Source organism: Pelagimonas sp. (assembly GCF_058892305.1).
In genome coordinates this window covers 1-24,868 of the sequence record NZ_JBZXVN010000074.1, presented here as the reverse complement: position 1 = coordinate 24,868, position 24,868 = coordinate 1, and the positions used below count along the sequence as shown (strand labels likewise).

The 24,868-nt window shown below is 59.2% G+C and carries 17 protein-coding genes and 1 pseudogene; 5 read left to right on the top strand and 13 right to left on the bottom strand.

Annotated features, from left to right (window positions below; translation table 11 throughout):
- Positions 1-34 precede the first annotated feature (34 nt).
- A complete protein-coding gene (gene pdeM / locus AC5EFR_RS22590; protein WP_493577954.1) occupies positions 35-700 on the bottom strand; it encodes a ligase-associated DNA damage response endonuclease PdeM in 666 nt (221 codons plus the stop codon).
- The gene (locus AC5EFR_RS22585) at positions 697-3,117 is read right to left on the bottom strand and encodes a ligase-associated DNA damage response DEXH box helicase (protein WP_493577953.1); all 2,421 of its coding nucleotides are present in this window, start codon (positions 3,115-3,117) and stop codon (positions 697-699) included. Before AC5EFR_RS22585 ends, pdeM begins: the two co-directional genes overlap by 4 nt.
- Before the next feature lie 184 nt (positions 3,118-3,301).
- On the opposite strand from AC5EFR_RS22585, the gene AC5EFR_RS22580 reads away from it, so the two are divergent.
- Positions 3,302-4,384 carry a CaiB/BaiF CoA transferase family protein gene (locus AC5EFR_RS22580; RefSeq protein ID WP_493577952.1) on the top strand — a complete coding sequence of 361 codons (1,083 nt, stop codon included), beginning with the start codon at positions 3,302-3,304 and terminating at the stop codon, positions 4,382-4,384.
- Positions 4,381-5,049, top strand: a complete 669-nt coding sequence (locus AC5EFR_RS22575; protein ID WP_493577951.1) for a nitroreductase — start codon at positions 4,381-4,383, stop codon at positions 5,047-5,049. Before AC5EFR_RS22580 ends, AC5EFR_RS22575 begins: the two co-directional genes overlap by 4 nt.
- Positions 5,050-5,059: 10 nt before the next feature.
- Here the strand turns inward: AC5EFR_RS22575 and AC5EFR_RS22570 are convergent, their stop codons facing one another.
- Positions 5,060-5,992: an aldo/keto reductase gene (locus AC5EFR_RS22570; RefSeq protein ID WP_493577950.1), complete on the bottom strand. Its 933-nt coding sequence runs from the start codon at positions 5,990-5,992 to the stop codon at positions 5,060-5,062.
- Between the two features lie 101 nt (positions 5,993-6,093).
- Between AC5EFR_RS22570 and AC5EFR_RS22565 the strand changes: the two genes are divergently transcribed.
- On the top strand, positions 6,094-6,786 hold the full coding sequence (locus AC5EFR_RS22565; protein WP_493577949.1) for a vWA domain-containing protein: 693 nt from the start codon (positions 6,094-6,096) through the stop codon (positions 6,784-6,786).
- Between the two features lie 365 nt (positions 6,787-7,151).
- Here the strand turns inward: AC5EFR_RS22565 and AC5EFR_RS22560 are convergent, their stop codons facing one another.
- The 10 genes from AC5EFR_RS22560 to xdhA all read right to left on the bottom strand — a co-directional run bounded on the left by AC5EFR_RS22560 (position 7,152) and on the right by xdhA (position 20,548).
- A complete protein-coding gene (locus AC5EFR_RS22560) occupies positions 7,152-7,901 on the bottom strand; it encodes a sulfite exporter TauE/SafE family protein (RefSeq protein ID WP_493577948.1) in 750 nt (249 codons plus the stop codon).
- Between the two features lie 125 nt (positions 7,902-8,026).
- Positions 8,027-10,186 carry an ATP-binding protein gene (locus tag AC5EFR_RS22555; RefSeq protein WP_493577964.1) on the bottom strand — a complete coding sequence of 720 codons (2,160 nt, stop codon included), beginning with the start codon at positions 10,184-10,186 and terminating at the stop codon, positions 8,027-8,029.
- A 198-nt stretch (positions 10,187-10,384) separates the two neighbouring features.
- Complete coding sequence (locus AC5EFR_RS22550) at positions 10,385-11,458, bottom strand: BMP family ABC transporter substrate-binding protein (RefSeq protein ID WP_493577947.1); 1,074 nt, start codon at positions 11,456-11,458, stop codon at positions 10,385-10,387.
- Positions 11,459-11,462: 4 nt separating this feature from the next.
- On the bottom strand, positions 11,463-12,206 hold the full coding sequence (locus AC5EFR_RS22545; RefSeq protein ID WP_493577946.1) for an ion transporter: 744 nt from the start codon (positions 12,204-12,206) through the stop codon (positions 11,463-11,465).
- Between the two features lie 10 nt (positions 12,207-12,216).
- Positions 12,217-13,140: an ABC transporter permease gene (locus AC5EFR_RS22540; protein ID WP_299934676.1), complete on the bottom strand. Its 924-nt coding sequence runs from the start codon at positions 13,138-13,140 to the stop codon at positions 12,217-12,219.
- Between the two features lie 91 nt (positions 13,141-13,231).
- Positions 13,232-14,317 (bottom strand): ABC transporter permease, encoded by a 1,086-nt coding sequence (locus tag AC5EFR_RS22535; RefSeq protein ID WP_493577945.1) that lies wholly within the window; start codon positions 14,315-14,317, stop codon positions 13,232-13,234.
- Positions 14,304-15,827 (bottom strand): ABC transporter ATP-binding protein, encoded by a 1,524-nt coding sequence (locus tag AC5EFR_RS22530; RefSeq protein ID WP_493577944.1) that lies wholly within the window; start codon positions 15,825-15,827, stop codon positions 14,304-14,306. Before AC5EFR_RS22530 ends, AC5EFR_RS22535 begins: the two co-directional genes overlap by 14 nt.
- Positions 15,794-16,732, bottom strand: coding sequence for a xanthine dehydrogenase accessory protein XdhC (xdhC, locus tag AC5EFR_RS22525; RefSeq protein ID WP_493577943.1), 939 nt, complete (start codon positions 16,730-16,732; stop codon positions 15,794-15,796). The genes AC5EFR_RS22530 and xdhC overlap by 34 nt, the downstream gene beginning before the upstream one ends.
- Complete coding sequence (gene xdhB / locus AC5EFR_RS22520) at positions 16,722-19,046, bottom strand: xanthine dehydrogenase molybdopterin binding subunit (RefSeq protein WP_493577942.1); 2,325 nt, start codon at positions 19,044-19,046, stop codon at positions 16,722-16,724. Before xdhB ends, xdhC begins: the two co-directional genes overlap by 11 nt.
- On the bottom strand, positions 19,043-20,548 hold the full coding sequence (gene xdhA / locus AC5EFR_RS22515) for a xanthine dehydrogenase small subunit (RefSeq protein WP_493577941.1): 1,506 nt from the start codon (positions 20,546-20,548) through the stop codon (positions 19,043-19,045). Before xdhA ends, xdhB begins: the two co-directional genes overlap by 4 nt.
- 497 nt (positions 20,549-21,045) lie before the next feature.
- On the opposite strand from xdhA, the gene dnaE reads away from it, so the two are divergent.
- Entirely contained in the window at positions 21,046-24,546 is a 3,501-nt protein-coding gene (gene dnaE / locus AC5EFR_RS22510) for a DNA polymerase III subunit alpha (protein ID WP_493577940.1), read from the top strand.
- Between the two features lie 117 nt (positions 24,547-24,663).
- Positions 24,664-24,868: pseudogene (locus AC5EFR_RS22505) on the top strand (MFS transporter); the annotation flags it as partial.

Genomic DNA, 24,868 nt, shown 5'->3' with positions numbered 1-24,868 from the left:
AACCACCGTCACCATCCACCGTTACCATCCACCGTCATCGGCGCGGCATTGGAATGGCGCATGGGGTGGCTCCGGTTAGAATGGCCTGCGCATCGGGGCGCATCAAATCGCACAAGGTGCTGCTATCGCTCCGCAACCCCCCGGTATAGGCCCCATAGGCCGGGAGAATAAGGCGGTCTTGATCGACAAGGAAACACGGGCGTGTCAGGGTCCGACCGCGCAATGAAAGCCGCGCCTTGGGATGGAAATGGCCCGAAACCTCGCCGCTTTGGTCGGGATCGGCGATATGGCGAAAGGTCAGCGCGTCAATGCGATGTTCGGCAAGATGGGCCCCCCCCAACGCCACCGGACCGGGATCATGGTTGCCCTCGATCCAGACCCAATTGCGACCGGCCTGTAGCTTGGTGATCCAAAGCCGGTCTTGCTCGGGCAGGGCGGTTTCGACCTCGGGCGCATCAAAACTATCGCCAAGACAGATCACTTTGCGGGCCTCGGTCTGGGTTAGGTCGGTTTCGAGGCGCTGCAATGTCTCGCGGGTTTCATAAGGGGGCAATTGGGCACCACCCACCGAAGAAAGCCGTGCCGATTTGCCAAAATGCAGGTCCGACACCACCAAAAGCGCATGATCGGGCCAAAACAACGCCCCGGAAGTCAGGGCGACAAGATCGGCGTTGCGAAAGGAAAATACGTGTCCTGTCATGTGTTTGCCCCGCTGACTTGCGCCAATCCGCTGCCCTGCATCAAGCGATCCAGCTCCTCGGCCAACAGACGCTCTTCGGCGGCCCCTTTGACCGGCACTTTGCCAATCTCAAGGAACATCGGTGCCGCGAGAGGTGTGACGCGATCCAATTGGATGTGGTCAATTCGCCCCTGAACGCGGGCGCACATATCGCGGATACGGTCGAAATCAACGAGGCCCCGCATGGCCTCTTGGCGGGTGATCTGCATCAGCAGATGGTCGGGGTCATATTTCAGCAAGGTGTCGTATAAAATGTCCGAGGACATGGTGGCCTGACGTCCGGTTTTGCGTTGGCCACCGATTTGGCGTTCGATCAACCCGGCAATGGTGGCCGAACTGCGAAAGGTGCGTTTCATCACGGCATTTCCGGCCAACCTGCCGTCTAATCCAGCCTCTAGCATGTTCAAATCAAAGAGCGGAGCCGGGTCATTGACCGCATCCAACCCCCAAATCAGCGTGGCGTAATCGGTGGCGACAAACCCCATCGGCGCAAGGCCCATGTCCTCCATGCGTTTGGTGAGCAAGAGGCCAAGCGTTTGTTGCGCGTTGCGCCCGGCAAACCCATAGATGACCATGTGGTGACGGCCATCCATAGGAAAGGTTTCGATTTGCAACCGGCCGGGGCGGGGCAGGCGTGACATCTCGGCCTGAAGGCGCAACCAATCGGCAGTGTGGTCGGGCAGGGCGCTAAAATCTTCGGCGGCGAAATAGCGCAACACCCGCTGCGAAAGCTGGGTCGAGGTAGAGAACTTGGTGCCGGAAAACACCGCAACCTTGGGTTTGCGACCGGGATCGCGGCTCACCTCGACGGTTAGTTCGCGTAGCCCCTCGTAGCGGACAATCTGGCCGCCAATCAGGAAGGTATCGCCCTTGGTCAGGCTGGCGGCAAAGCTTTCTTCGATCTCGCCAAGCGCCGCGCCGCGCCCGCGCCATTTGACCTTGAGAAGATCGCTATCTTGGATGGTGCCGATGTTTTGGCGGATGCGGGCGCTGGCCCTTGGATCGCGCAATTTCCATTTCCCATCAGGGCGTTGCAGCAGCCGTTGCCATTGATCATAGGCCCGCAGCGCATAGCCGCCGGTGGCGCAAAAATCGAGGCAAGCGTCAAATTCTGCGCGGGTCAACGTCGCATAGGGGCCAGCCGCGCGCATTTCATCAAACAGATTGTCGGCTTCAAATGGGCCAGAGCAAGCCGCGATCAGGATATGTTGGCAGAGCACATCGCGTGGCCCAGCCCCGCGCGGATCACCGTCAAGGTCGCTTTCGCGCACCGCCTCAAGCGCGGCGAGACATTCGACGACTTCGAAACGGTTTGCAGGCACCAAAAGCGCCTTGGAGGGGGCATTGTAGCGGTGATTGGCGCGACCAATGCGTTGCACCAACCGTTTGACGTTTTTCGGCGCGCCGATCTGGATCACCAGATCAACGTCACCCCAATCAATGCCAAGATCGAGGCTCCCTGTGCAGACAATGGCGCGCAGATCGCCGCGCACCATCGCCGCCTCGACCTTTTCACGTTGGGCGCGATCAAGCGAGCCGTGATGAATGCCGATTGGCAAGGCGTCGTCATTGGCCATCCAAAGGTTGCGGAAAAAGATTTCTGCCTGGGCGCGGGTGTTGTGGAAAATCAGCGTGGTTTTATGGTGTTTGACCTGTTCCAGCACGGCGGGAATGGCGTATTTCGCGCCGCCCCCGGACCATGGCGGGGCCTCGTCGGTCTGTAACATCTGGATGTCGGGGGCCGGGCCGGGATCGGCGTGAATGATATGGCAGGGGTCGGGGTGTCGGGCCAGAAAGCGCGCGATGGTGGCGGGGTCTTCGACCGTGGCCGACAGACCAACGCGGCGCAGGCCCGGACACAGGGTTTGCAACCGCGCCAGAGCCAGCATCAGCTGATCGCCACGTTTGCTTTCGGCGAGGGCGTGGATTTCGTCAATCACCACCCGTTGCAAACCTTTGAAGGTGCGTTCAGCGTCCTCATAGCTTGTCAAAAGCGCGAGAGATTCCGGCGTGGTCAAAAGGATATGCGGCGGGTCCGCGCGTTGGCGTTTCTTGCGGCTAGATGGGGTATCACCGGTGCGATCTTCGACCCGGATAGATAGGCCCGCCTCATCAATCGGGGTTTGCAAGTTGCGCTTGATGTCTGCTGCCAAGGCCTTGAGCGGGCTGACATATAACGTGTGTAGCCCCGGTTCAGGCTTGTCGGAAAGTTCCGCCAACGTCGGCAAAAAACCCGCCAGCGTTTTGCCGCCGCCGGTTGGAGCGACCAGCATCAGCGCCGGATCATTCGCACGCGCCAGCATGTCGGCCTGATGCGGGTGCATCCGCCAGCCGCGCGATTGAAACCAGTTGGACAAGGAGGTGGGAAGGGTGGTCATGGGACTAAGCTAGCGGCGTGGGAACAAAAGGGAAACCGTTTGTTGTGATGTCGGCGGGGCGCTGCCCGGTCTTGAGCGTGGCGCGAGACTTCCCGGGATATTTTGGGAAAGAAGAAACCTTGGGGTTTTCACCCGAGGCGGTTCGGGGTTTGGTGTGGCCGAGGAGATTTCGGGGAGGGGTGCCATGTTGAGTGGGATCAAGATTGTCGAGTTTGAGGCTTTGGGGCCTGCGCCGTTTGCTGGCATGCTTTTGGCGGATTTGGGGGCCGAGGTCACGGTGATCCATCGCAAAGCTGCGGCGGAGACGCCGGGCAAAGAAGAGCGCAACCTTTTGGATCGTGGCAAACGCTCGATCGCGTTGGACCTTAAGAATGGCGGTGATGTGCAGGTGGCCAAGGCCCTCGTGGCACAGGCCGATGGGCTTACCGAAGGGATGCGGCCCGGCGTGATGGAGCGGCTGGGTTTTGGGCCGGATGAGATGTTGGCAATGAACCCAGCGCTTGTTTACGGGCGGATGACCGGGTGGGGGCAGGACGGGCCGCGCGCCAAACAGGCGGGACATGATTTGAACTATCTTAGCCTGAGCGGGGCTTTGTTTTATGGTGGCGTTGCCGGCGATACACCCGGTGTGCCGCCAACAATGTTGGGCGACATTGGCGGTGGCGCGATGTATTTGGCGGTCGGCATGTTGGCCGGATTGTTGCGGGCGCGCGAAACCGGGCGGGGGGGCGTCGTTGATGCGGCGATTGTGGATGGGACCAGTCACATGATGGCCCTGCTCTTGTCGATGGGGGATCAGTTTTCAACAACGTCCCGTGGGGCAAGCCTTTTGGATGGGCCGCATTGGTCGCGCTGCTATGCCTGTTCTTGTGGCGGGCATGTGTCGGTTCAATGCCTTGAGCCAAAGTTTTATGCGATGTTTCTAGAGGCTATGGGCCTCGCGGATGATGCCGGTTTTGCAGCGCAGTTTGACGCCGAACAATGGCCGGTCCAAACCGCGCGTTTGGCGGGGATGTTTGCGGGCAAGCCACGGGCGCATTGGGCGGAAATATTCGCGAATTCAGACGCTTGTGTCGCGCCGGTATTATCGCCGGAGGAGGCGCGAAGCGATCCGCATGTTGTGGCGCGCGGGATTTGGACGGCGCATGGCCCGGCCCCGGCACCGCGCTTTGATAGCATGCCACTGCAGCAGCCAAGCCCAAGCCCGGCGCGTGGGCAACATAGCGGCGAGATACTGAAAGATTTAGAAGATAGAGGTTTGATATGAGCCAACCCGAGAGTTTTGCCACCCTGTTGCGCGCCCGCGCGTCTTGTCGTGGGTTCCTAAGTGAGCCGGTGGCGCATGAGGTAATTGCCGAGGTGTTGCGCGATGCCCAGCATGTGCCGAGCTGGTGCAATTCGCAGCCCTGGCAAGTGACGGCCTGTGGGGCGGAGGAAACAGCGCGACTGGCCGCCGCCCTTTACGAGCATGTCGGGCAGGCGGGACACGCCAGCGACATCGCCTTTCCCAGCGCCTATGAGGATGAATACAAGGCGCGGCGGCGCGAATGTGGTTGGCAGCTTTATGAGGCAGTTGGCATTGAAAAGGGCGACCGGGTTGGATCAGCGGCGCAGATGCGTGAGAATTTCCGTCTGTTTGGTGCGCCGCATTTTTTGTTGATCACCACGCCCAGGGCGCTTGGGCCCTATGGGGTTTTGGATTGTGGGGCCTTTGTCACGGCGGTTTTGCTAGGGCTTGAAGCGCGGGGGTTGGGCGGTATCGCCATGGCCTCGGTCGCCGGGTTTGCGCCGTTTATGCGTGACTGGTTTGACGTGGGCGATGACAGGGATGTGCTTTGCGGTATTGCGCTTGGGCACCCGGACCGCGACGCCGCCGCCAACAGGTTTCGCACCACCCGCGCCCCGGAGGGCGAGGTGGTGACTTGGCGATAAGGGCTTGAAACTACGCCTCTTCCAGCCGGTCCGTGGCGGGTGGGGGCGTCGGGCTTAGGGCCGAAATGCGCGCATAAAGATCGTCATCCATCGGGTAACGCATCCCCTCGATTGAAGGGCGCAATTGTTCAGCCGAGCGGGCCGAAAGGATGGGGACGGGGCGCGCGGAATGATGGGCGGCCCAAGCAACGGCGAGGGTGGCGGGATCGCTTCCGACCTCTTCGGCAAGATCAACCAAGGCTTGAGCGGTGTCGTGCATTTGCTGTTGTCCATAGCGCGCGCCATAGCGGTCATCTTCGGTCAAACGACCGCCGCGCCCACCGGCGTATTTGCCGGTCAAAAGCCCGCCGCCAAGCGGCGAATAGGGCACCGGAAGGATGTCTTCGGAGGCACACATCGGCAGGATTTCGACCTCGGCCTGACGTTTAACAAGGTTGTACATCGGTTGAATGACATCAATGCGGGTGCCAAAGGATTTGGCAATGCTCTGGGCCTTCATCACCTGCCAGGCTGCAAAGTTTGAAACGCCAATATAGCGTGTCTTTCCAGCGGCTTGCAGTTCGGCCAATGTCTCAAACGTTTCCTCGAGCGGTGTGTCATCATCAAAGCGGTGCAGATAGAGCAGATCGACCACATCCATACCAAGCCGGGTTCGGCTTTCATCAAATGTTGTCAGGATGTTAGAGCGGCTGTTACCACCGACGTAGCCCGCCTTGGTGGCGATGAAAAGCTGATCACGTTCGGCGGCGGCGCATTTACCGAGAAGGGTTTCAGACGCGCCGCTGGTATAGACATAGGCGGTGTCAAAATGGCGGATACCAGCGGCGCGGCAGGCGTCAAAGAGCGCGCGGCTGGCGGTTTCATCGGCCTTGCCACCAAACTGCATGGTGCCAAAAGCAAAACGGGCCGGGCTATCGCCGGATAGGGTGGTCAGATGTGTCATGGCAAAAGGGTTGCACAAAGCGGGCGGCGCGAAAAGCCCCCAGCATAGAGTGGCACCAAAGCACACTGGACAGGACTTACACAAAGGGGCAGTCTGGCCTTATGCGCGGAGTCCTTTCATTTGCTTTTATCCTGCCTTTTTCGATGGTTAGCGCCAGCGAGATGTGTACGGAGGATGCGATGATCGTCTTTGATGGCTCGGGGTCGATGGCGGAAATGGGGTTCAACGACATTGATGAGCCACGTATTTTCGAGGCGCGCCGCGCATTGCATCAGACTGTTCCGGCGATAGGGCAGGCCCGGCGCTTGGGGTTGGTGATTTATGGCCCCGGTGGTGAGGGCGGATGCGGCAATGTGGATGTGCGATTTGCACCGAAATGGCAGGCGGCCCCGCAGATTTTGGACGAGGTTGATCGGCTTGAACCCGATGGGGATACGCCCCTAACCGAGGCGGTGGCAGCGGCGGCTAATACGTTGAATTACAAGGAACAACCAGGCGCGATCGTTCTTGTCACCGATGGCAAGGAAACCTGTGGTGGCAACCCCTGTGCGCTTGCGGCGGAGCTATCGGCGGAAGGCCATGACCTCACCGTGCATGTGATCGGCTACAAGGTGCGTGGTGATCAGTTTGCCTGGGAAGGGGAAGGGCATAATGACTATAAACAGGCGACATCGGTGGCGCGCTGTTTGGCGGATCGAACCGGTGGTCAATATGTCAGTGCGGAAACCGTGAACGAGCTGATTGGCGCGTTGCGGGTGACGCTTGGCTGTTCGGTGATCGGGCGGCTGGATTAACGCGGCGGTCGGTGACGGTAACGCGCCGTTCGACCCATGCGCAACGGAGCAATCTGTCCGAAATACTGTGAATTTGGGGGAGATTGCCCCCTTTGGTTTTTGAACCCCAGAGGCGGGTTTTGGAGAAATCTGTTCGATTCCAGCCCGGTTTGGGGGAGATTGGCTCCGTTGGATTTTGGGGAGAGCCCACGGGCGGCCTGAAAGCCGGTTTTTTGGTAAAATTCGGGGTAGGGATGGTTAACCGCCTTGAGGGTGCGGTTTTGAGACCGGCGAAGAGAGGGGCCAGCCCCTCTTGTCGTGCGCGGCAGTTCACCCCGGAATATTTTGGGAAACAAGGAGCCGGGGGCAGCGGGGATTGGCAACCGTTAGGGCAGGAAGAAGATCATCGTGGTGACGGCCCCGACGCCGGTCACAAACCAGCGCAGGTGATTTTGGTTTTTGATGCGGCGGCTTTGGCTTGCCCCGACATAGCCGCCGATGGTGATGGCCACGGCGATGACCAAGGCCGGTTTCCAGACGATCAGCCCAGCAGAGATGAAGGCGACGGAAGAGACCACCGAAATGATTGCCGAGATCAGGTTTTTCAGACCGTTCATACCGTGCAAGTTTTGGTAGCCCAGCAGGCTAAACGCCGCGAGCAGCATGATGCCAAGCCCGCCGTTAAAATAGCCGCCGTAAATGGCGACTGACAGGATTACGAGGGCGGAGACAAGTAGCCCGGCCTGACCGATGCCGCGGCTTTTGGCGAATCTCAGGATGGCAGGGCCAGCGCCAAACAGCACGGTGGCGAGCAACAGGAGCCAAGGGACGACACCGGTGAAAACCTCGCTTGGGGTGACGATGAGCAGCAGCGCCCCGATGACCGCGCCAAGGGTGGCAAGAGCGATGATCGCGGGGAGTTTGAGGGGACCTTCGGCACCGACATCATGGCGAAAGGCCCACGCGGCCGAGGCATAGCCGGGCATGGCGGCGAGGGTCGAGGTGGCATTGGCCAGCACGGGTGGCAGGCCAAACCAGACCAAGGCCGGGAAGGTCAGAAACGTGCCGCCGCCAGCGACAGCGTTCAAAATACCCGCAACAAAACCCGACACGAATAGAACCGTCATTTCCAGCATGGATCGCCCTCCCCAAGCGGATCGGTTATGGGCGGGCAAATTGGGATTGGCAAGCCGGGATTGGCAAGCCGGGATTGGATGGCGGCGTTTGGCCGGTCGGAAGGGCAGGTGGGAAACGCTGTGGCTTAGCTTGGGCCGGGGTGCCGATGATCCTGAGCGGTAAGTGCTTTGGCGACGGCCTCCAGTACGTCGCTGCGGCGCACCGGTTTCATGAGCCGGATGTCTTCGGGGAGTAACCCGTTGCCGTGCAGGGTGGCCTCAGACGCGTAACCGGACATGAAGACCACCGGCAAGGAGGGGCAAAGCCCCCGCAATTCTTTGGCCAAGGCGGGGCCTTTAAGACGGCCGGGCATGACGATGTCGGTCAAGAGCAGGTCAAAGTGTGGATCGGCTTCGAAGATTTCTTTGGCGTGATCACCCGAAGAGGCGGTTGTGACGGCATAGCCCGCGGATCGCAGCATGGAGGTCAGGACTTCGAGAACCGCCTCTTCGTCTTCGGCAAGCAAGATGCGCTTGTTGGCGGGGGTGGCGGTGTTTGTTGGGGCGGCGTTTGTTTCTGGGGGGGCGCTGAGCTTTTTGGTGACGGCGGGGAAATAGAGCTTGAACGTGGTGCCAACGCCGGGTTCGGAATAGACTTGGACGGAGCCGCCCGATTGGCGCATGAAGCCCAACACCATGGGCAACCCGAGGCCCGAGCCGTTTCCAACGGGTTTGGTGGTAAAGAATGGCTCAAAAATCAGGTCCAATGTGGCATCTTGGATGCCGCCGCCGGTGTCGGACACGGCGATCATGACATAGCGACCGGGATCAAGTTTTTCGTTGCGGCGATCAATATAGGCTTGTTCGATGTGAACATTGGCGGTCTGGATTGTGAGTTTGCCGTTTTCAGGCATGGCATCACGGGCATTGAGAATAAGGTTGAGGACCGCGCTTTCTGCGACGCTTGGGTCAACTTCGACTCGCCAGAGGCGCGGCAATAGCGAGGTTTCGACTTGGATATGGGAGGGCAGGGTGCGGCCGGCCCAGTTCTTGGTTTCGCGCACAAGAGTGTTGAGGTCGACGACCTGTGGCTGCAAAGGCGCGCGGCGCGCGTAGCTTAACATGCTGCGAGTGAGATCGGCCCCACGCAGGGTGGCGTTGATGCAGGATTGCAATTGTTGGCTGCGTTTGTCTTGGTCGGTTTCATCCCGAAGCATTTCAAGATTGCCAAGGATCACGGCCAAAAGATTGTTGAAATCATGGGCCACTCCGCCAGTCAATTGACCAATGGTTTCAAGGCGTTGAGAGGCGGCAAGTTGGGTTTGCAGCAGCTCTTGTTGATGTTGATCCTCAAGGCGTTGAGAGATGTCGGCGACATTGGCCCGGATCAGGGTTTGGTCAAAAGGCGGCATCCTTGCGAGCGAGACCTCGCAGGGAAAGGTATGCCCCTTTGCGGTTACATGCGTCCATTCGAATTTGGGATGCCCGCCCTCGATCGCCTGTTGCAAATAGGTGCGGGCCTTTTCGAGGCTCGGCTCGCCATTGGGTTGCTGCGGGGGGCTGAGATCGGACAATGTTGTGCCGTTGAGGAGGTCGTCTCGTGAATAGCCAAAGAGGTTTTCAGCACGGGCATTGACCGAGATAAATCGGTTTTCGTCGACGTCAAAGATCATAATGGCGTCGGGCGCGTAATCCACCAGAATTTCGACTTGGCGGGTCTTGTTGGCCGCCTTGAGGTCGGTTTTTTTCCAATACCAGCTGAGGTTCTCGACGAGGGCAATGATCAAAATATTGGTCAAGGCCAAGGTGATGATCATGATGGCCCAATTGGCGATGCTTTGGTTCCATGCGGAAAGGGGCACCGTGGGCGAGGCGATATAGCCATTCAAAAAGGCAAAGGCGATACCCGTGATCACGGTGATAAGGCCACCAAAAATCAAATAGCTGGTTTTACGGTCAAAAAGGGCGGCGCAGAGGGCCATATAGAATGGAAAACCCACAATGCCCGCCGCCCCAAGGCCCAACCCGATCATGCCAATAATATTGGCAGAGACATAGCCGGTGACCATGAGACCGCCCCGCAACGCAAGGTGTTTTTCCTCGCGAATAATCAGCGTCGGCAGGATGCATAAAACGGTCAAAAGACCGGTTGTTGCAATAAAAAGCGGCCCGAATTGGCCAATGCGGAACAGATTTATCAGGACAACAAGCGCAGCGGCGCCTGACATAACGTCGATGACATTGCGAAGTGTCTTTTGAACCCCCTCGCTATAGGAGGAGGTTGGCTGAGAATTGCGATCTAGCACCGTCAAACGCTCCGAATACGCGTATAGACCTCTTTTAGCATAAACTCACCGCGCTGTGTCGCAGCTTTGAGGAATGTTAGATAAAAAGCAGGGAGATCGCCGTCGTTTGTCGTGATACTACGGGGATGAGCGGGATTTGATACAAAAAAGGGCAGCCTAGAAAAGGCAGCCCTTGGTGTTTTGAACCGGTTTTTCGGTTTAGTTGGGCACGTCGCCGGTGATGCCTTCGACGTAGAAGTTCATGCCCGCCAAAGTGCCGAGATCGGCGGTTTCGCCTTCAGCCAGCCAAGCCGAACCGTCTTGCTTGTTGAGCGGGCCGGTGAAAGGGCTGTATTCGCCGGTGCGGATGGCTTCGACCATCGCGAGAGCGGACGCTTTGACATCGGCGGGAACCGCCTCAGAGATTTCGCCGATCTCAACCATGCCGGTGTCGATCCCATCCCAAGTGTTCTTGGACTCCCAAGTGCCGTCGATCACATCCTGAACGCGCTGGATGTAGTAGGGCGCCCAGTTGTCGATGATCGAGGAGACGCGCGGCATGGGCGCATAGTCCCCCATATCAGAGGCCTGACCAAAGGTGATCACATTGCCGGCTTCTTTGGCGGCGGCCTGCGGTGCGGTGGAATCGGTGTGCTGAAGAATAACGTCAGCGCCGTTTTCGATCAGAGCGCGCGCGGCGTCGGCCTCTTTGGCGGGATCAAACCACGTGTAGGCCCAAACAACCGAAAACTCGACGTCAGGGTTGACCTTTTTGGCGTGGATATAGGCGGAGTTGATGCCGCGAATAACCTCGGGGATCGGGAAGGAGGCGATGTAGCCGATCTTGTTGGTCTTGGTCATGTGACCGGCGATGTGGCCCTGAACGGCGCGGCCTTCGTAGAAACGCGCGCTATAGACGGACACGTTGTCGGCCTGTTTGTAGCCGGTGGCGTGCTCGAATTTTACATTCGGGAACTTGGCGGCCACGGCCAGCGTTGGGTCCATGTAACCAAAGGAGGTGGTAAAGATGATGTCGGCCCCGGCAATCGCCATCTGGGTGATGGCGCGTTCGGCGTCGGCGCTTTCTGGCACGTTTTCTTGGAAGATGGTTTTCACCTTGCCGTCAAAATGCGCTTCCATTTTCTGGCGCGACTGGTCGTGCTCATAGGTCCAACCGCCGTCACCCGGTGTGCCGATATAGATAAAGCCCGCTGTGACGTCTTCTTCGGCAAAGGCCGCGCCGGCAAAAGTGGCAGCAGCGGCAACAGTGGCCAGCAAAGTTCTGCGTTTCATATGATTATTCCCCGTTGGTGGTGGTTTCAGTCTCGGTTTCTTCTTCGGGCGCATTCAGCAGGCCTGAGGTGATCAGCCCCGCCGGGATCGCCACAATCCCCAATCCAATTAAAAGAGTTATCGCAGTAAAGACGCGCCCGCCAGTGGTGACTGGATAAACATCGCCATATCCGACGGTTGTCAGTGTCGCGATGGCCCACCACGCGCTTTGCGGGATCGATCCGAAAATCTCGGGCTGGGCATCTTTTTCGAAGTGATAGATGCCGACGGCGGCAAGAAAGAGCACGATGGCGGCCAGCACGCCAAAGAGCAGCATTTCCTCGCGGTTAGAGCTAATCGCATGTTCGAGGCGCAAGATGGCGCGGCGCATGCGCAGGAGTTTCAAAAGGCGAAAGATGCGCATCAGGCGCAGGGTGCGCAACACGGTGCTATCGGGAAGCAGGAAAAGCAGGGCGGGCAGGATCGAGAGAAGGTCGATCAAGCCCCAAAAGCTAAAGATATAGCCAAGCCGGTTTTCGGCGCTCCAGAAGCGCAGGCAAAACTCGGTGACAAAGATCGCCAGAAGCACGGCTTCGAGCCCGAGTAGGATTTTTTGCATGTCGGTGGAATGGCCCGGCATGCTTTGCAGAGTGATGGTAAAGGCCGACAGAACAATCGCGATATGAAGCCCCGCCAACGGCAGTTTGCCGTAGCGGGGATCTTCGCCCTCAAGCGAGAGAGCAACGCGATGTTTCAACTCTGACGCCATGCGTGTCCTTTTAGCTTGAAGCGTGGAAGGAGCGGCCAAGCGAGGCCGGGGCCCCATGCGCGCCGCGCGCCGAGATGATGACCAGAACCAGAATGGTGATCAGGTAAGGCGAGGCAGAGAGAAGGGCGACCGGCACCTTGGCACCGGCGGCCTGAAGGTTGAGCTGCAAAACGGTGACGCCGCCAAAGAGGTAGGCCCCGATAAGGATGCGCCACGGCCGCCAGCTCGCAAATACCACGATGGCCAAGGCGATCCAACCGGCCCCAGCGGTCATGCCTTCGGTCCATTGCGGCACCCGCACGAGGCTAAGGTAAGCCCCGCCAAGACCCGCACAGGCCCCGCCAAACAGGATGGCGATCATGCGCACGCGCACCACCTTGTAGCCAAGCGCATGGGCGCTATCGTGGCTTTCGCCCACCGCGCGCAGGATCAGCCCACCACGGGTAAATTTCAGGAAAGCCCAGACAAGGATGACCATTAGGACCGCCACGTAAACCATGATGTCATGACGAAAGAACATGGTGCCAAGGGCGGGAATGTCCGAAAGCGGCCCAAGGTCGAGTTTTGGCAGGGTGGGGGATTTGACGCCCTCATAGGGTTTGCCGATCAGCGCCGAAAGGCCAAGCCCGGCAAGGGTCAGGCCAAGGCCCGTGGCGACTTGGTTAGAGAGGAGGTATTGGGTCAGCAGGGCAAAGACAAAGCTAAGCGCCGCCCCGGCCCCCGCAGCGGCAACAAAGCCGACGAGCGGGCTGTCGGTGTTGACGCCCACCGCAAAGCCGACCACCGCCCCGGTGATCATCATGCCCTCAACCCCGAGGTTGAGCACGCCAGCCTTTTCCACGACCAATTCGCCAATCGCGGCAAAGAGGATCGGCGTGGCCGACACCATGATCGAGGCGACGAGGAGGATGGGGGAGATTGAACTCAGGTCCATTTAAAGGCCTCCTTTGGGATGGTGACATATTCTGTTGAGGACTGTGTCGGACACGACGTCAAAAGAGGTGTTGCCATGTTTCTATGTGTCATCACACCGCCTCCTTCTTGGCCAGTCGCAGGCGGAAGTTGGTGAAGACGTCGGTGGCCAGCAGGAAGAACAACAGCATGCCTTGGAAGAGCTGGATCGCCGCGCCGGGCACGCCGAGCATGAGCTGGGCCAATTCGCCGCCGATATAGGTCAGCGCCATAAGCAACCCGGCGAGCAAGATGCCGATGGGGTTAAGTCGGCCAAGAAAGGCGACGATGATCGCGGTAAACCCGTAGCCCGCGTTGAAATCAATGGTGATCTGACCCGCCGGGCCGGTGACTTCAAAGAACCCGGCAAGACCAGCCAGCGCACCGGAAATACCAAGGCAGAGGATGACAATGCGGGAAGGATTGACGCCCGCAAAACGCGCGGCGCGCGGCGCTTCGCCGGTGAGACGGATGTTAAAGCCTTGGATATGGCGGCTCAGCAGGACATAGGCCGCAATCACCGCGATAAAGGCGGCGACAACACCCCAGTGCATGCCGGTTCCAGCGATGAGTTCGCCGTTATAAACCGCGTCCCATTCCTTGAAATTGCGCGATCCGGGAAAGCCCATGCCCTCGGGATTACGCAGGAAACCAGAGGCGGCAGAGGCGAGAATGGTTTCGGCCACATAGACCAGCATCAGCGACACAAGGATTTCATTGGTGCCAAGTTTGGTTTTCAAAATCGCCGGGATCATCGCCCACGCCCAGCCGCCAAGCGCCCCGGCGACAAGCATCAGAGGAAAGAGCAGCACGCTTTCGGACGGGTAAAGCGCAAGGCCCGCCCCAGCGCCACAGATCGCCCCCATGATGTATTGGCCTTCGGCCCCGATGTTCCAAATTCCGGCCTTGAACCCAATGGAAAGACCAATGGCGATAAGGATCAGCGGCCCGGCCTTGACCAGCAGTTGCGGACGGGTAAAGCCCGAGAATTGCTCGGAAAAGATCGGGTCCCAAAAGATGGTGCGGATTGCTTCAAACGGGTTTGCACCGAGCATGGCAAAGAGAATGCCGCCGACAATCATAGTGAGGATCACTGCCACAATCGGCGAGAGCGCCACCCATGCGCGCGATGGTTGGGGGCGTTTTTCAAGTCGCAGCATGTGCCGCCTCCATATCATGGGCTCCGCCCATCATCAGACCAATCTGTTCCATATCAAGCCCTTGCACGGGGCGCGGGGTCGACAGACGCCCCTCGTTCAACGCGCCAAAGCGGTCAGAAATTTCCATAAGCTCATCAAGGTCTTGGCTAATCACCAAGATCGCCGCGCCGCCATGGGCGAGGTCAAGCAACGCCTGTCGGATCGCAGCGGCGGCGGCGGCGTCTACGCCCCATGTGGGTTGGTTGATGACCAAAAGCTCGGGCTTTTGCACGATCTCGCGGCCCACCACGTATTTTTGCAGGTTGCCGCCCGAAAGTGCCCGCGCCGCAACATTGGGGCCGGGGGTGCGCACGTCGAATTTTTCAATCACATCCTCGGCAAAGAGCCGCGATTTGGCCCAATCAATAAAACCGTTTTTGACAAGACCGGCGCGTTTTCCGGCGGTTAGAACGCCGTTCTCGGTCAGGCTCATGTCCGGCGCGGCGGCATGGCCAAGGCGTTCTTCGGGGGCCGACAACAGACCGGGAAGGCGACGCTCTCCGGGGCCTTGGCGGCTCACGTCCTTGCCCTGAAAATGCACCATGCCGGGATCAGAGAGCCGTTCGCCCGACAGCGCCATGAGCAATTCGTCCTGACCATTGCCCGCGACGCCGCCAAGGCCAAGCACTTCGCCCTTGCGCAGTTCAAACGAGATGCCGCGCAACGGCGTGCCGATGCCATCAAGGGCGGGCAGGGTGAGGTTATCAACCGTAAGCACCACCTCGCCCAGCGTCACATCGCGGGCCTTTGGGGTGGCGAAACTAGACCCGACCATCATCTCGGCCATTTCGCGCGCCGAGGTTTCGGACGGCGTACAGGTGCCAACGTTTTTGCCGTGGCGCAAAATGCTGGCGTGATCACATAGGGCGCGAATTTCTTCGAGCTTGTGTGAGATATAGAGGATCGAGGTGCCTTCGGATTTCAGCTTGCGCAGCGTTTCAAAGAGGATGTCTACCTCTTGTGGGGTCAAAACGCTTGTCGGTTCATCCATGATCAGCAGGCGCGGGTCTTGCAAAAGACAGCGAATGATTTCAACGCGTTGCCGTTCGCCCGCCGAAAGGCTTGCGACCTCGCGCCATGGATCAAGCGGCAGGCCGTATTGTTCGGAGACCTCGGAAATCCGCGCCGCAAGATCGCGGGGCTTGGGCGGGTTTTCCATGCCAAGCGCGACGTTTTCGGCCACAGACAGCGCATCAAAGAGCGAGAAATGTTGAAAGACCATGGCGACACCGGCCTGACGGGCGACCGAGGGTTTTGGCGGTGCAAAGGCGTTGCCATCCAAGGTCATGGTGCCGCGATCCGGGCTTACCAGCCCGTAAATCATTTTGACCAGCGTCGATTTACCAGCGCCATTTTCGCCCAGCAAAGCGTGAATTTCACCCTTGCCGATGTCAAAGGAGACGTTGTCATTGGCCACAACGCCTGGGTAAGCCTTGGTTAGGCCCTGGATGCTGAGGAGTGTATCGTCCACGCGCTCTCTCCTTTGGTTTCAAGCGTAAGTAGCTGGGAGGCCACGCCTATGGCAATGGCCTGAGGGTGTTTGCCGAGCTGTTTTTGACCAATTGGGCAGGTTATGCGCGCAATTTGGGCGGGTGTATGGCCCAGAGCGGATAGCCGTTTGCGAAACCGCGCCCATTTGGTTTTCGACCCGATCACCCCGGCAAAGTTGAAACCGCGGGTAAGGGCGGCGTGGCAGAGCTGAAAATCAAGTTCGTGACTATAGGTCAGGATCAGATGCGCGGCGGTTTGCGGCGCATGGGCCATAAGCCGCGCAGGATCAGCAGCGGGAAGAATGGTGACGTTGGCCGGGACGGCGTCGGGAAAGCGGTCGCGCCCGGTGTCGACCCAAGTCAGGGCCAGATCGGGCATTGGGGCCAGTGTGTTCACCAAGGCGCGCCCGACATGGCCCGCCCCCCAAATCCAGACATGGCGCGAGGGGCGCAGAACCGGTTCGATCATCCAACCCTGATGCAACTGTGGGGCGGGTGGTTGGCCTTGGGCGCGGGCGCGATCCAGCAGGCGTTGCACCGCCAAGGGCCGAGTGCCGGGGCCACGGGCGATGAGGGTTTTGTCGTGAAGATCGGCAAGGGTTTCGGCGGTATAGTGCTCGGTCAAAAGCGTCACGGCACCGCCGCAACATTGGCCAAGCTCGGGGCCAAGCGCATGGCGGCTAATCCCGGTTTTGGAAAGGGCGACCTGCGCCGCTTGATATTCAAGCGCGCCGCCACCGATGGTGCCGCTTTGCCCACCGTTCCAGACAAGCATCGCCGCGCCAACATCGCGCGGGGAGGAGCCGGCCACATCGGCAATCACCACGCGGGCGACCGTGCCATGTTGGTCTACGGCGGCGCTCAGGGCGTCAAGATCAAAGCCCATCGCGCACCTGTTGAACCGCCTTAAGCACCCGTTCCGCCGTGGCCGGGGCATGGAGATCAGGGTAGCGATCGCCACAGGCCGACACCGCATCCGACAGCGCCATCAGAACCGAAATCCCATGCATAAAGGGCGGCTCGCCCACGGCCTTTGAGCGGTAAATCGTGTCTTCGCGGTTCTCAGAGGCCCAAAGATCAACGTTGAACACATCGGGGCGGTCAGAGCAGGCGGGGATTTTGTAGGTCGAGGGCGCATGGGTGCGCAACCGGCCCTTGTCATCCCAGACCAGCTCTTCGGTGGTGAGCCAACCCGCGCCTTGCACATAGCCGCCTTCGACCTGCCCCACATCCAGCGCCGGATTGAGCGATGACCCGGCATCATGCAGGATATCGCTGCGCAAAATGCGGTTTTCACCGGTCAATGTGTCGATCACCACCTCGGTGCAGGACACCCCATAGGCAAAGTAGAAAAACGGCCGACCGTGCCCGGCAACCGGATCCCATTCCAGTTTCGGCGTTTTGTAAAACCCGGTGGAAGACAGGCTTACGCGCCCTTCGTAACAGCGTTTGGCGGCCTCGGTGAAAGAGATGTCTTTGCCATCAACAAAGACAACCCCGTCTTCAAAGGCGACCTCGGTGCCAAGGAAATCGGCCATGCGGTCGCGAATGGTTTCGCAGGCGATTTTCACCGCCATCCCGTTGAGGTCCGAGCCGCTAGACGCCGCCGTGGCCGAGGTGTTGGGCACCTTGCCGGTGTCGGTGGCGGTGATGCGGATGCTCTCCATCGGCTGGCCAAAGACCGTAGCGGCGACTTGCGCCACCTTTTGGAACAACCCCTGACCCATCTCGGTGCCGCCATGGTTGAGCTGGATCGAGCCATCTTGATAGACATGCACCAAGGCACCGGCCTGATTAAGATGGGTGAGGGTAAAGGAAATCCCGAATTTGACCGGCGTCATGGCGATGCCGCGTTTCAAGACCGGATTGTTGGCGTTCCAGTCATCGACCGCCGCGCGCCGGGCCGCGTAATCGGCGCTCTCTTCGAGGCGGGACACCATGGCGCCCAACTCGAAATCTTCGACCGGCTGGCCGTAATGGGTGACGCCCCTTGGTTTCCTCTGTCCAGACATATCCTCGGGGGGGCTCGGCTCTGCCGAGTGGGGGGTGGATGGCCCCCCTTCGACATAGAAATTCGCCCGCCGCACCGCGAGGGGATCACACCCCAAGGCATGGGCAATATGATCCATCACCCGCTCAATTCCCAACATGCCCTGCGGCCCACCAAAGCCGCGAAAGGCGGTGGCGCTTTGGGTGTTGGTTTTCAAGCGATGGCTTTCGATGCGCATATTGGGAAGGAAATAGGCATTGTCCGCATGCAACATGGCGCGATCTGCGACTGGGAACGACAGGTCTTGCGCCCAGCCACAACGGGCCAGTTGCAAAAAGTCGAGGCCCAAGACGCGGCCCTGATCATCGTAGCCGACCGTATAGCCGATGCGAAAATCGTGGCGTTTGCCGGTGATGGTGAAATCATCGTCGCGGTCATAGCGCATTTTGGCGGCGCGCCCGGTGTCCGCCGCCACAACGGCGCAGGCGATGGCAAGCGCGTTGCCTTGGCTTTCCTTGCCGCCAAACCCGCCCCCCATGCGTCGGGTTTCGACCCGGACGCCGTGCATCGGAAGGTGCAGCGCATGGGCGACCTTGTGTTGGATTTCGCTTGGGTGCTGGGTCGAGCTATGCACCAGCATGTCGCCGTTTTCCTGCGGGAACACCAAAGCGGCCTGACCTTCGAGATAGAAGTGTTCCTGACCGCCCATCTCGATTTCGCCGCTGATCTGATGCGGGGCCGCGGCGATGGCACTGGCCGCATCGCCCGACTGCCAGATGCGCGGGCTGCCGTCGAATTGGCTTTGGGCGGCCATGGCATCGTCGATGGTCAGGATCGCGGGTTCTTCGCTATAGGTGATTTGGCCGAGCTGCGCCGCCTTGCGGGCCGCAAGATGCGAGGTGGCCGCCACCAAAAACACCGGTTGGCCAAGATACATCACCCGATCGCGCGCCAAAAGCGGTTCGTCATGCACGGAAGGCGAGCAATCGCACTCTGAGGGCAGGTCTTCGGCCTCCCAAACACCGATCACCCCGTCGGCGGCGCGCACCGCGTCAAGGTTCACCGAAGTGATGGTGCCAAAGGCGATTTCAGCGGTGCCAAAGGCGAGATGCAGACAATCAGCAGGCGTAGGAATATCATCAACATAGCGCGCGGCCCCGGTGACATGCAGGCGCGCGGCGTCATGGGGGAGGGGTTTGCGGACACTCATGGGCGCACCTCCAGAACATTGGTTGCGGCCCCGAGGCTATCGAGAAGGTAACGCGACAACATATTGCGCGCGGTTGAGAGCCTGTAGTCGGCGCTGGCGCGCATATCGGACATAGGGGTGAAATCCTGATGCCACGCGTCCCACGCGGCGGCGATGATGTCTTCGCTCCAGGGGCGATCTAACAGGGTGTTTTCCACATGGGTGGCGCGTTTGGGTGTCCCGGCCATGCCGCCAAACGCGATGCGGGCGTTTGAGACCTTTCCGTCCTCAATCGTCAGGTTGAAGGCCCCGCAAACGGCAGAGATGTCTTGATCAAACCGTTTGGAGAGCTTGTAGACGCGCAGGGTGTCGGGCTGTTTGGGGAGGCTTACCGCTTCGACAAATTCGCCGGGATAGCGATCTTGTTTGCCATATTCGATATAGAAATCTTCGATCGGCATTTCGCGGCGGGTATCCCGGAAACGCAGATGCAACGTGGCCCCAAGGGCGATGAGCGCCGGAGGGTTGTCGCCGATGGGCGAGCCGTTGGCGATATTGCCGCCGATGGTGGCAGCGTTGCGCACTTGGGTCGAGCCATATCGGCGGATCATTTCGGCGTAAGACGGGTGGTGTGTGTCCATCAGGCGATGCACACGGTCCATAGTCACGCCGGCCCCAATATGGAGGGTTGTGGCGGTTTCGGTGATGTCTTGGAGATCTCGGCAGCGATTTAGGAAAATCGCCGGGGTGATGGGGCGGTGTTGCTTGGTGACCCAAAGCCCAACATCGGTCGCCCCGGCCACAAGGGTCGCCTCGGGGATTTTGGCATAGAGGTCGGCGAGGTCATCCGAGGTTTCGGGGGCGTGGACGTCGGAGGGGGGTGGGGGGACGGACGCTAGGCTGTCTGCCGGATCGGCAAGAGGGGGGCTGTCTGCCGGACCGGCCAGAGGGGGGCTGTCTGCCGCATGGGTAAGAGGGGGGCTGTCTGCCCCTTGGCCCTCGGGCACCCCCGAGGATGTTTTTGGAAAGAAGAAATCGGGGCTGGTTTCAGGATAGCCGGGTTTGGGGGTGGTTTCGATGGATTGGGCGGCGCGGATAATCGGGGCGTAACCGGTGCAGCGGCAGAGATTGCCCGCCAGCGCATCATCGTGGTTTTGATCATCATTGAGATGGGCCACGGCCATGGAAACGGCGATGCCGGGGGTGCAAAAGCCGCATTGGCTGCCGTGATGAGTGATGAGCGCGTCTTGGGCGGGATGAAGGGTTTTGCCGGTGGCGAGACCTTCGACCGTGCGGATGGCTTTGCCGTGAAGTTGCGGCAGGAGCAAGATGCAGGCGTTGAGCGCGCGCGCGCCGCGTTCATCCGTGACCATGACGGTGCAGGCCCCGCAGTCGCCTTCGTTACAGCCCTCTTTGGTGCCGTTGAGATTTTGGGTGTCGCGTAGCCAATTGAGGAGCGTGGCGTCGGGGGAAACGCCTTTTAACTCCACGCTCTCTCCGTTGAGAAGAAAGGTGATATTCATGGGTTTTGCCTGCCGCCTTACCATGTCCTCTGATGGGTCTTGCCTATGAAAGGTCTTGCCCGGTGTCAGAGTGCGCGCCCTCGATGCGGCGTAGAAAACGCGCTTGTTCCCTGTTGTGAAGTTCAGGCTAGGGGCGGCTGGGCGGTTTTGGCAAGCGAAAATGTGCATTTGCGCGGCGGCTTTGTTAGAATTGCCTGTTTTTGAGGCATGCGAGATGGGGGCAGGATGCCTTGATTTGACGTATTTGGGTTGATGGGTCTCGTTCCTGACTAGGCTCATCGCAGTGGAAATACCGGTTGTATTTCAAGGCGATGGAACGCGGATCAGGGGCGCGAGCTATCACATCGTGCCGACACATGGACCGCATGAAATTAACCCCCCAGTTCTTGTGCAATTACCCTCTGCTTTAGTGCCCGCTATGCGTCAGGGCCGACAGATCAAGGCATCTTGACCCTATCTGTTTGCCCCCGGTGGTGGCGACGACATAAGGTAGCCAAATGACAGAGCCTCGATTCATCCACCTGCGCGTCCATACTGAATATTCCCTTTTGGAAGGGGCCATGCGGTTGAAAAAACTGCCCGGCATTGTGGCGGGGATGGATATGCCCGCCGTGGCGGTGACGGATACCAATAACCTCTTCTCGGCATTGGAGTTTTCCGTCGGAGCGGCGGGGGCTGGGGTGCAGCCGATCATGGGTTGTCAGCTCTCTGTGCGCTATGTCGATCCGGCACCGGGTGAGCGGCCCAAGCCGCCCGCGTCGGTAGTGGTTTTGGCCCAGACCGAGCGCGGTTATGAGATGCTGATGAAGCTGAACTCTTGCCTCTATATGCGGCAAGGCAGCGAGTTGCCTTACGTCACCTTGGAAGAGTTGCAAGAGTTTTCCGAGGATGTGATTTGTCTATCGGGTGGGCCGGATGGGCCGGTGGGGCAGATGTTGCGCATGGGGCAACATGATGCCGCCGAGGCCCTGATGAAACGGTTCTTGGCGATTTTTGGTGATCGGCTTTATGTCGAATTGCAGCGCCATCCAGAAGAGGACGGAACCAAGCCCGAAGCCGAGCGTTTGAGCGAGCGTGGCTTTCTTGAGATGGCTTACGCGCTGAATATTCCGTTGGTGGCGACCAATGACGTCTATTTCCCCAAGGCCGAGATGTATGAGGCCCATGATGCGATGATCTGTATCGCCGAAGGGGCCTATGTCGATCAGATCGAGCCGCGCCGCCGTTTGACGACGCAGCATTACATGAAGACACCACAGGAAATGGCGGTGTTGTTTGCCGATCTTCCCGAGGCCTTGGAAAACACGGTTGAGATCGCGCGGCGGTGTGCGTTCATGGCCTATCGCCGTGATCCGATCTTGCCGAAATTCGCCGATGATGAGGTGGCCGAGCTCCGCCGGATCGCCAATGAGGGCTTGCAAAAACGCCTTGCGGTGATCCCACATGCGGACACGGTTGAGAAATACCAAGAGCGGTTGGATTTTGAGCTTGGCATCATCGAAGGCATGGGATTCCCCGGTTACTTTTTGATCGTTGCCGACTTTATCCAATGGGCCAAGGATCACGACATTCCGGTCGGTCCGGGGCGGGGATCGGGCGCGGGGTCTTTGGTGGCCTATGCGTTGACGGTGACCGACCTTGACCCATTGCGCTATTCGTTGCTTTTCGAGCGGTTTTTGAACCCGGAACGGGTTTCGATGCCCGACTTTGACATCGACTTTTGCATGGATCGCCGCGAGGAGGTGATCAAATATGTGCAAGAGAAATACGGCGCGGACCGGGTGGGGCAGATCATCACCTTTGGCGCGCTTTTGTCCAAGGCGGCGGTGCGCGATATGGGCCGGGTGTTGCAAATGCCCTATGGGCAGGTGGACCGGCTGTCGAAAATGATCCCGGTTGAGGGGGTGAAACCTGTTTCGATTGAACAGGCGTTGCAACAAGAGGAGCGGCTTCGCGAGGAGGCGAAGAACGAAGAGGTTGTTGACCGGCTGCTGAAATACGGCATGCAGGTTGAGGGGCTTTTGCGATCAGCGGGGACACACGCGGCGGGGGTTGTGATTGCCGATCGTCCCACGGACGAGCTTGTGCCGCTTTATCGCGATCCGCGCTCTGACATGCCCGCGACCCAATTCAACATGAAATGGGTGGAACAGGCCGGGTTGGTCAAGTTCGACTTCTTGGGCCTGAAAACCCTGACCGTTATTCAAAACGCCATGGATTTGATTTTCAAATCTGGGCGCGATTTGCATGTGGCGGCGGATGGCACGCAGTTATATGAGCCAGCTGAGGGGGCAGAAAACCAGATCAACGCCATTCCGCTTGATGATGAGGTGACCTACAAGCTCTATTCTGCGGCGAAAACCGTGGCGGTGTTTCAGGTGGAATCGACGGGGATGATGGATGCGCTTAAGCGCATGAAGCCGACCTGTATCGAAGATATTGTTGCGCTTGTGGCGCTCTATCGCCCCGGCCCGATGGAGAATATTCCGACCTATTGTGAGGTAAAGAACGGGCAAAAAGAGATCACATCTGTGCACCCGCTGATTGACCATATCCTTGAGGAAACTCAGGGGATTATCGTTTATCAGGAACAGGTTATGCAGATCGCTCAGGTCATGGCGAAATACACGCTTGGCGGTGCGGACCTGTTGCGCCGGGCCATGGGTAAAAAGATCAAAGAGGCGATGGACGCCGAACGCCCCAAGTTCGAAAAGGGCGCGGGTGAAAACGGGGTTCCGGCCAAAAAGGCGTCGGAGGTTTTCGACCTTTTGGAGAAATTTGCCAACTACGGATTCAACAAATCCCACGCGGCGGCCTATGCGGTTGTGTCGTATCAAACCGGATGGCTCAAGGCGAACCATCCGGTCGAGTTCATGGCCGGGGTGATGAACTGTGATATTCACCTAACCGACAAACTAGCGGTCTATTTCGAAGAGGTCCGCAAGGGGCTGAAACTGCCCTATGTGCCGCCCTGCGTGAACCGGTCTTTGGCGAGTTTTGACGTGGTGAACGGCGAATTGGTCTACGCGTTGGGCGCGCTGAAAAACGTTGGCGTTGAGGCGATGAATTTGGTGTCCGACGCCAGAGGCGACCAGCAATTTGTCAACCTCTTCGATTTTGCCCGCCGGGTGGAATTGAAAAAGGTCGGCAAACGGCCGCTTGAGATGATGGCGCGGGCCGGGGCCTTTGACATTCTGGATGGCAACCGCCGCCGGGTGTTCGATAGCCTTGATGCGCTTGTCGCCTATTCGACGGCGATCCATGAACAACGCGGATCGGCGCAGGTGTCTTTGTTTGGCGAAGCGGGGGATGATTTGCCCGAACCGCGCATGTCGCCGGTGCCTGATTGGTTGCCCGCCGAACGGTTGGCCGAGGAATTCAAGGCGATTGGGTTTTATCTCTCGGGGCATCCATTGGATGACTATATGCCAGCGCTGAAACGAGCCGATGTTTTGACGTTGGACGAGGTGATGGTCAAAGCCGAACGCTCGCCTTTGGTGGCCAAGCTGGGCGGGGTTGTGGCCGGGCGGCAGGAACGCAAATCGGCACGCGGCAATCGCTTTGCCTTTGCGCAATTGTCCGATCCGACCGGGGCCTATGAGGTGACGCTGTTTTCCGATGCCTTGGAGAAATGCCGCGAATATCTTGATACCGGGTCCAAGGTGGTGATCACGGTCGAGGCGACGATGGAAAGCGATCAGCTGAAATTGTTGGGGCGGTCGGTCATGCCGGTGGAAAACGCCGTGGTTGGGAATTCGGTCGCCGGGATGCGGATATTTGTCGAAAACGCCATGGCCTTGCCCCAGATCGCATCGGTGTTGGAGCGCGCCAAGGAGCAAATGCCCAAGGCACAACGCGGCCCGGTGCACCTATGTTTGAATGATCATGGCCTTCCGGGCGAGGTTGAACTTGACCTGAAACAGGCCTTTCCCGTGACGCCGGAAACCAAGGGCGCGGTTAAATCTCTTGATGGGGTTTTGGCGGTCGAAGAGTTCTAGGCGCACCCAAATTATTGGGATTGTGAAGGCCGGGGGTGTAGCGTTCAAAGCGCTTTGACATAGAGCGTTGCAATTCGTGTTTGGACGCTAACGCCAACCCGTGCCACCACTCGGCCTATGTTACGTGATATCTATATGTCTCGCGGTCCATTGGCCGCTTTTGCCGCCGAAGGGTTATTCTGGGGCAGCTTTGCCGCCTTGGTGCCCGTCATCAAAGCCCAAGCCGGATTGAGTGACGGCGATTTTGGCGTGGTTATGTTGATTGCCGCCCTTGGTGCCGTGAGCGCCATGTGGTTGGCTCCCCGCGCCGAAGCCAAATTGG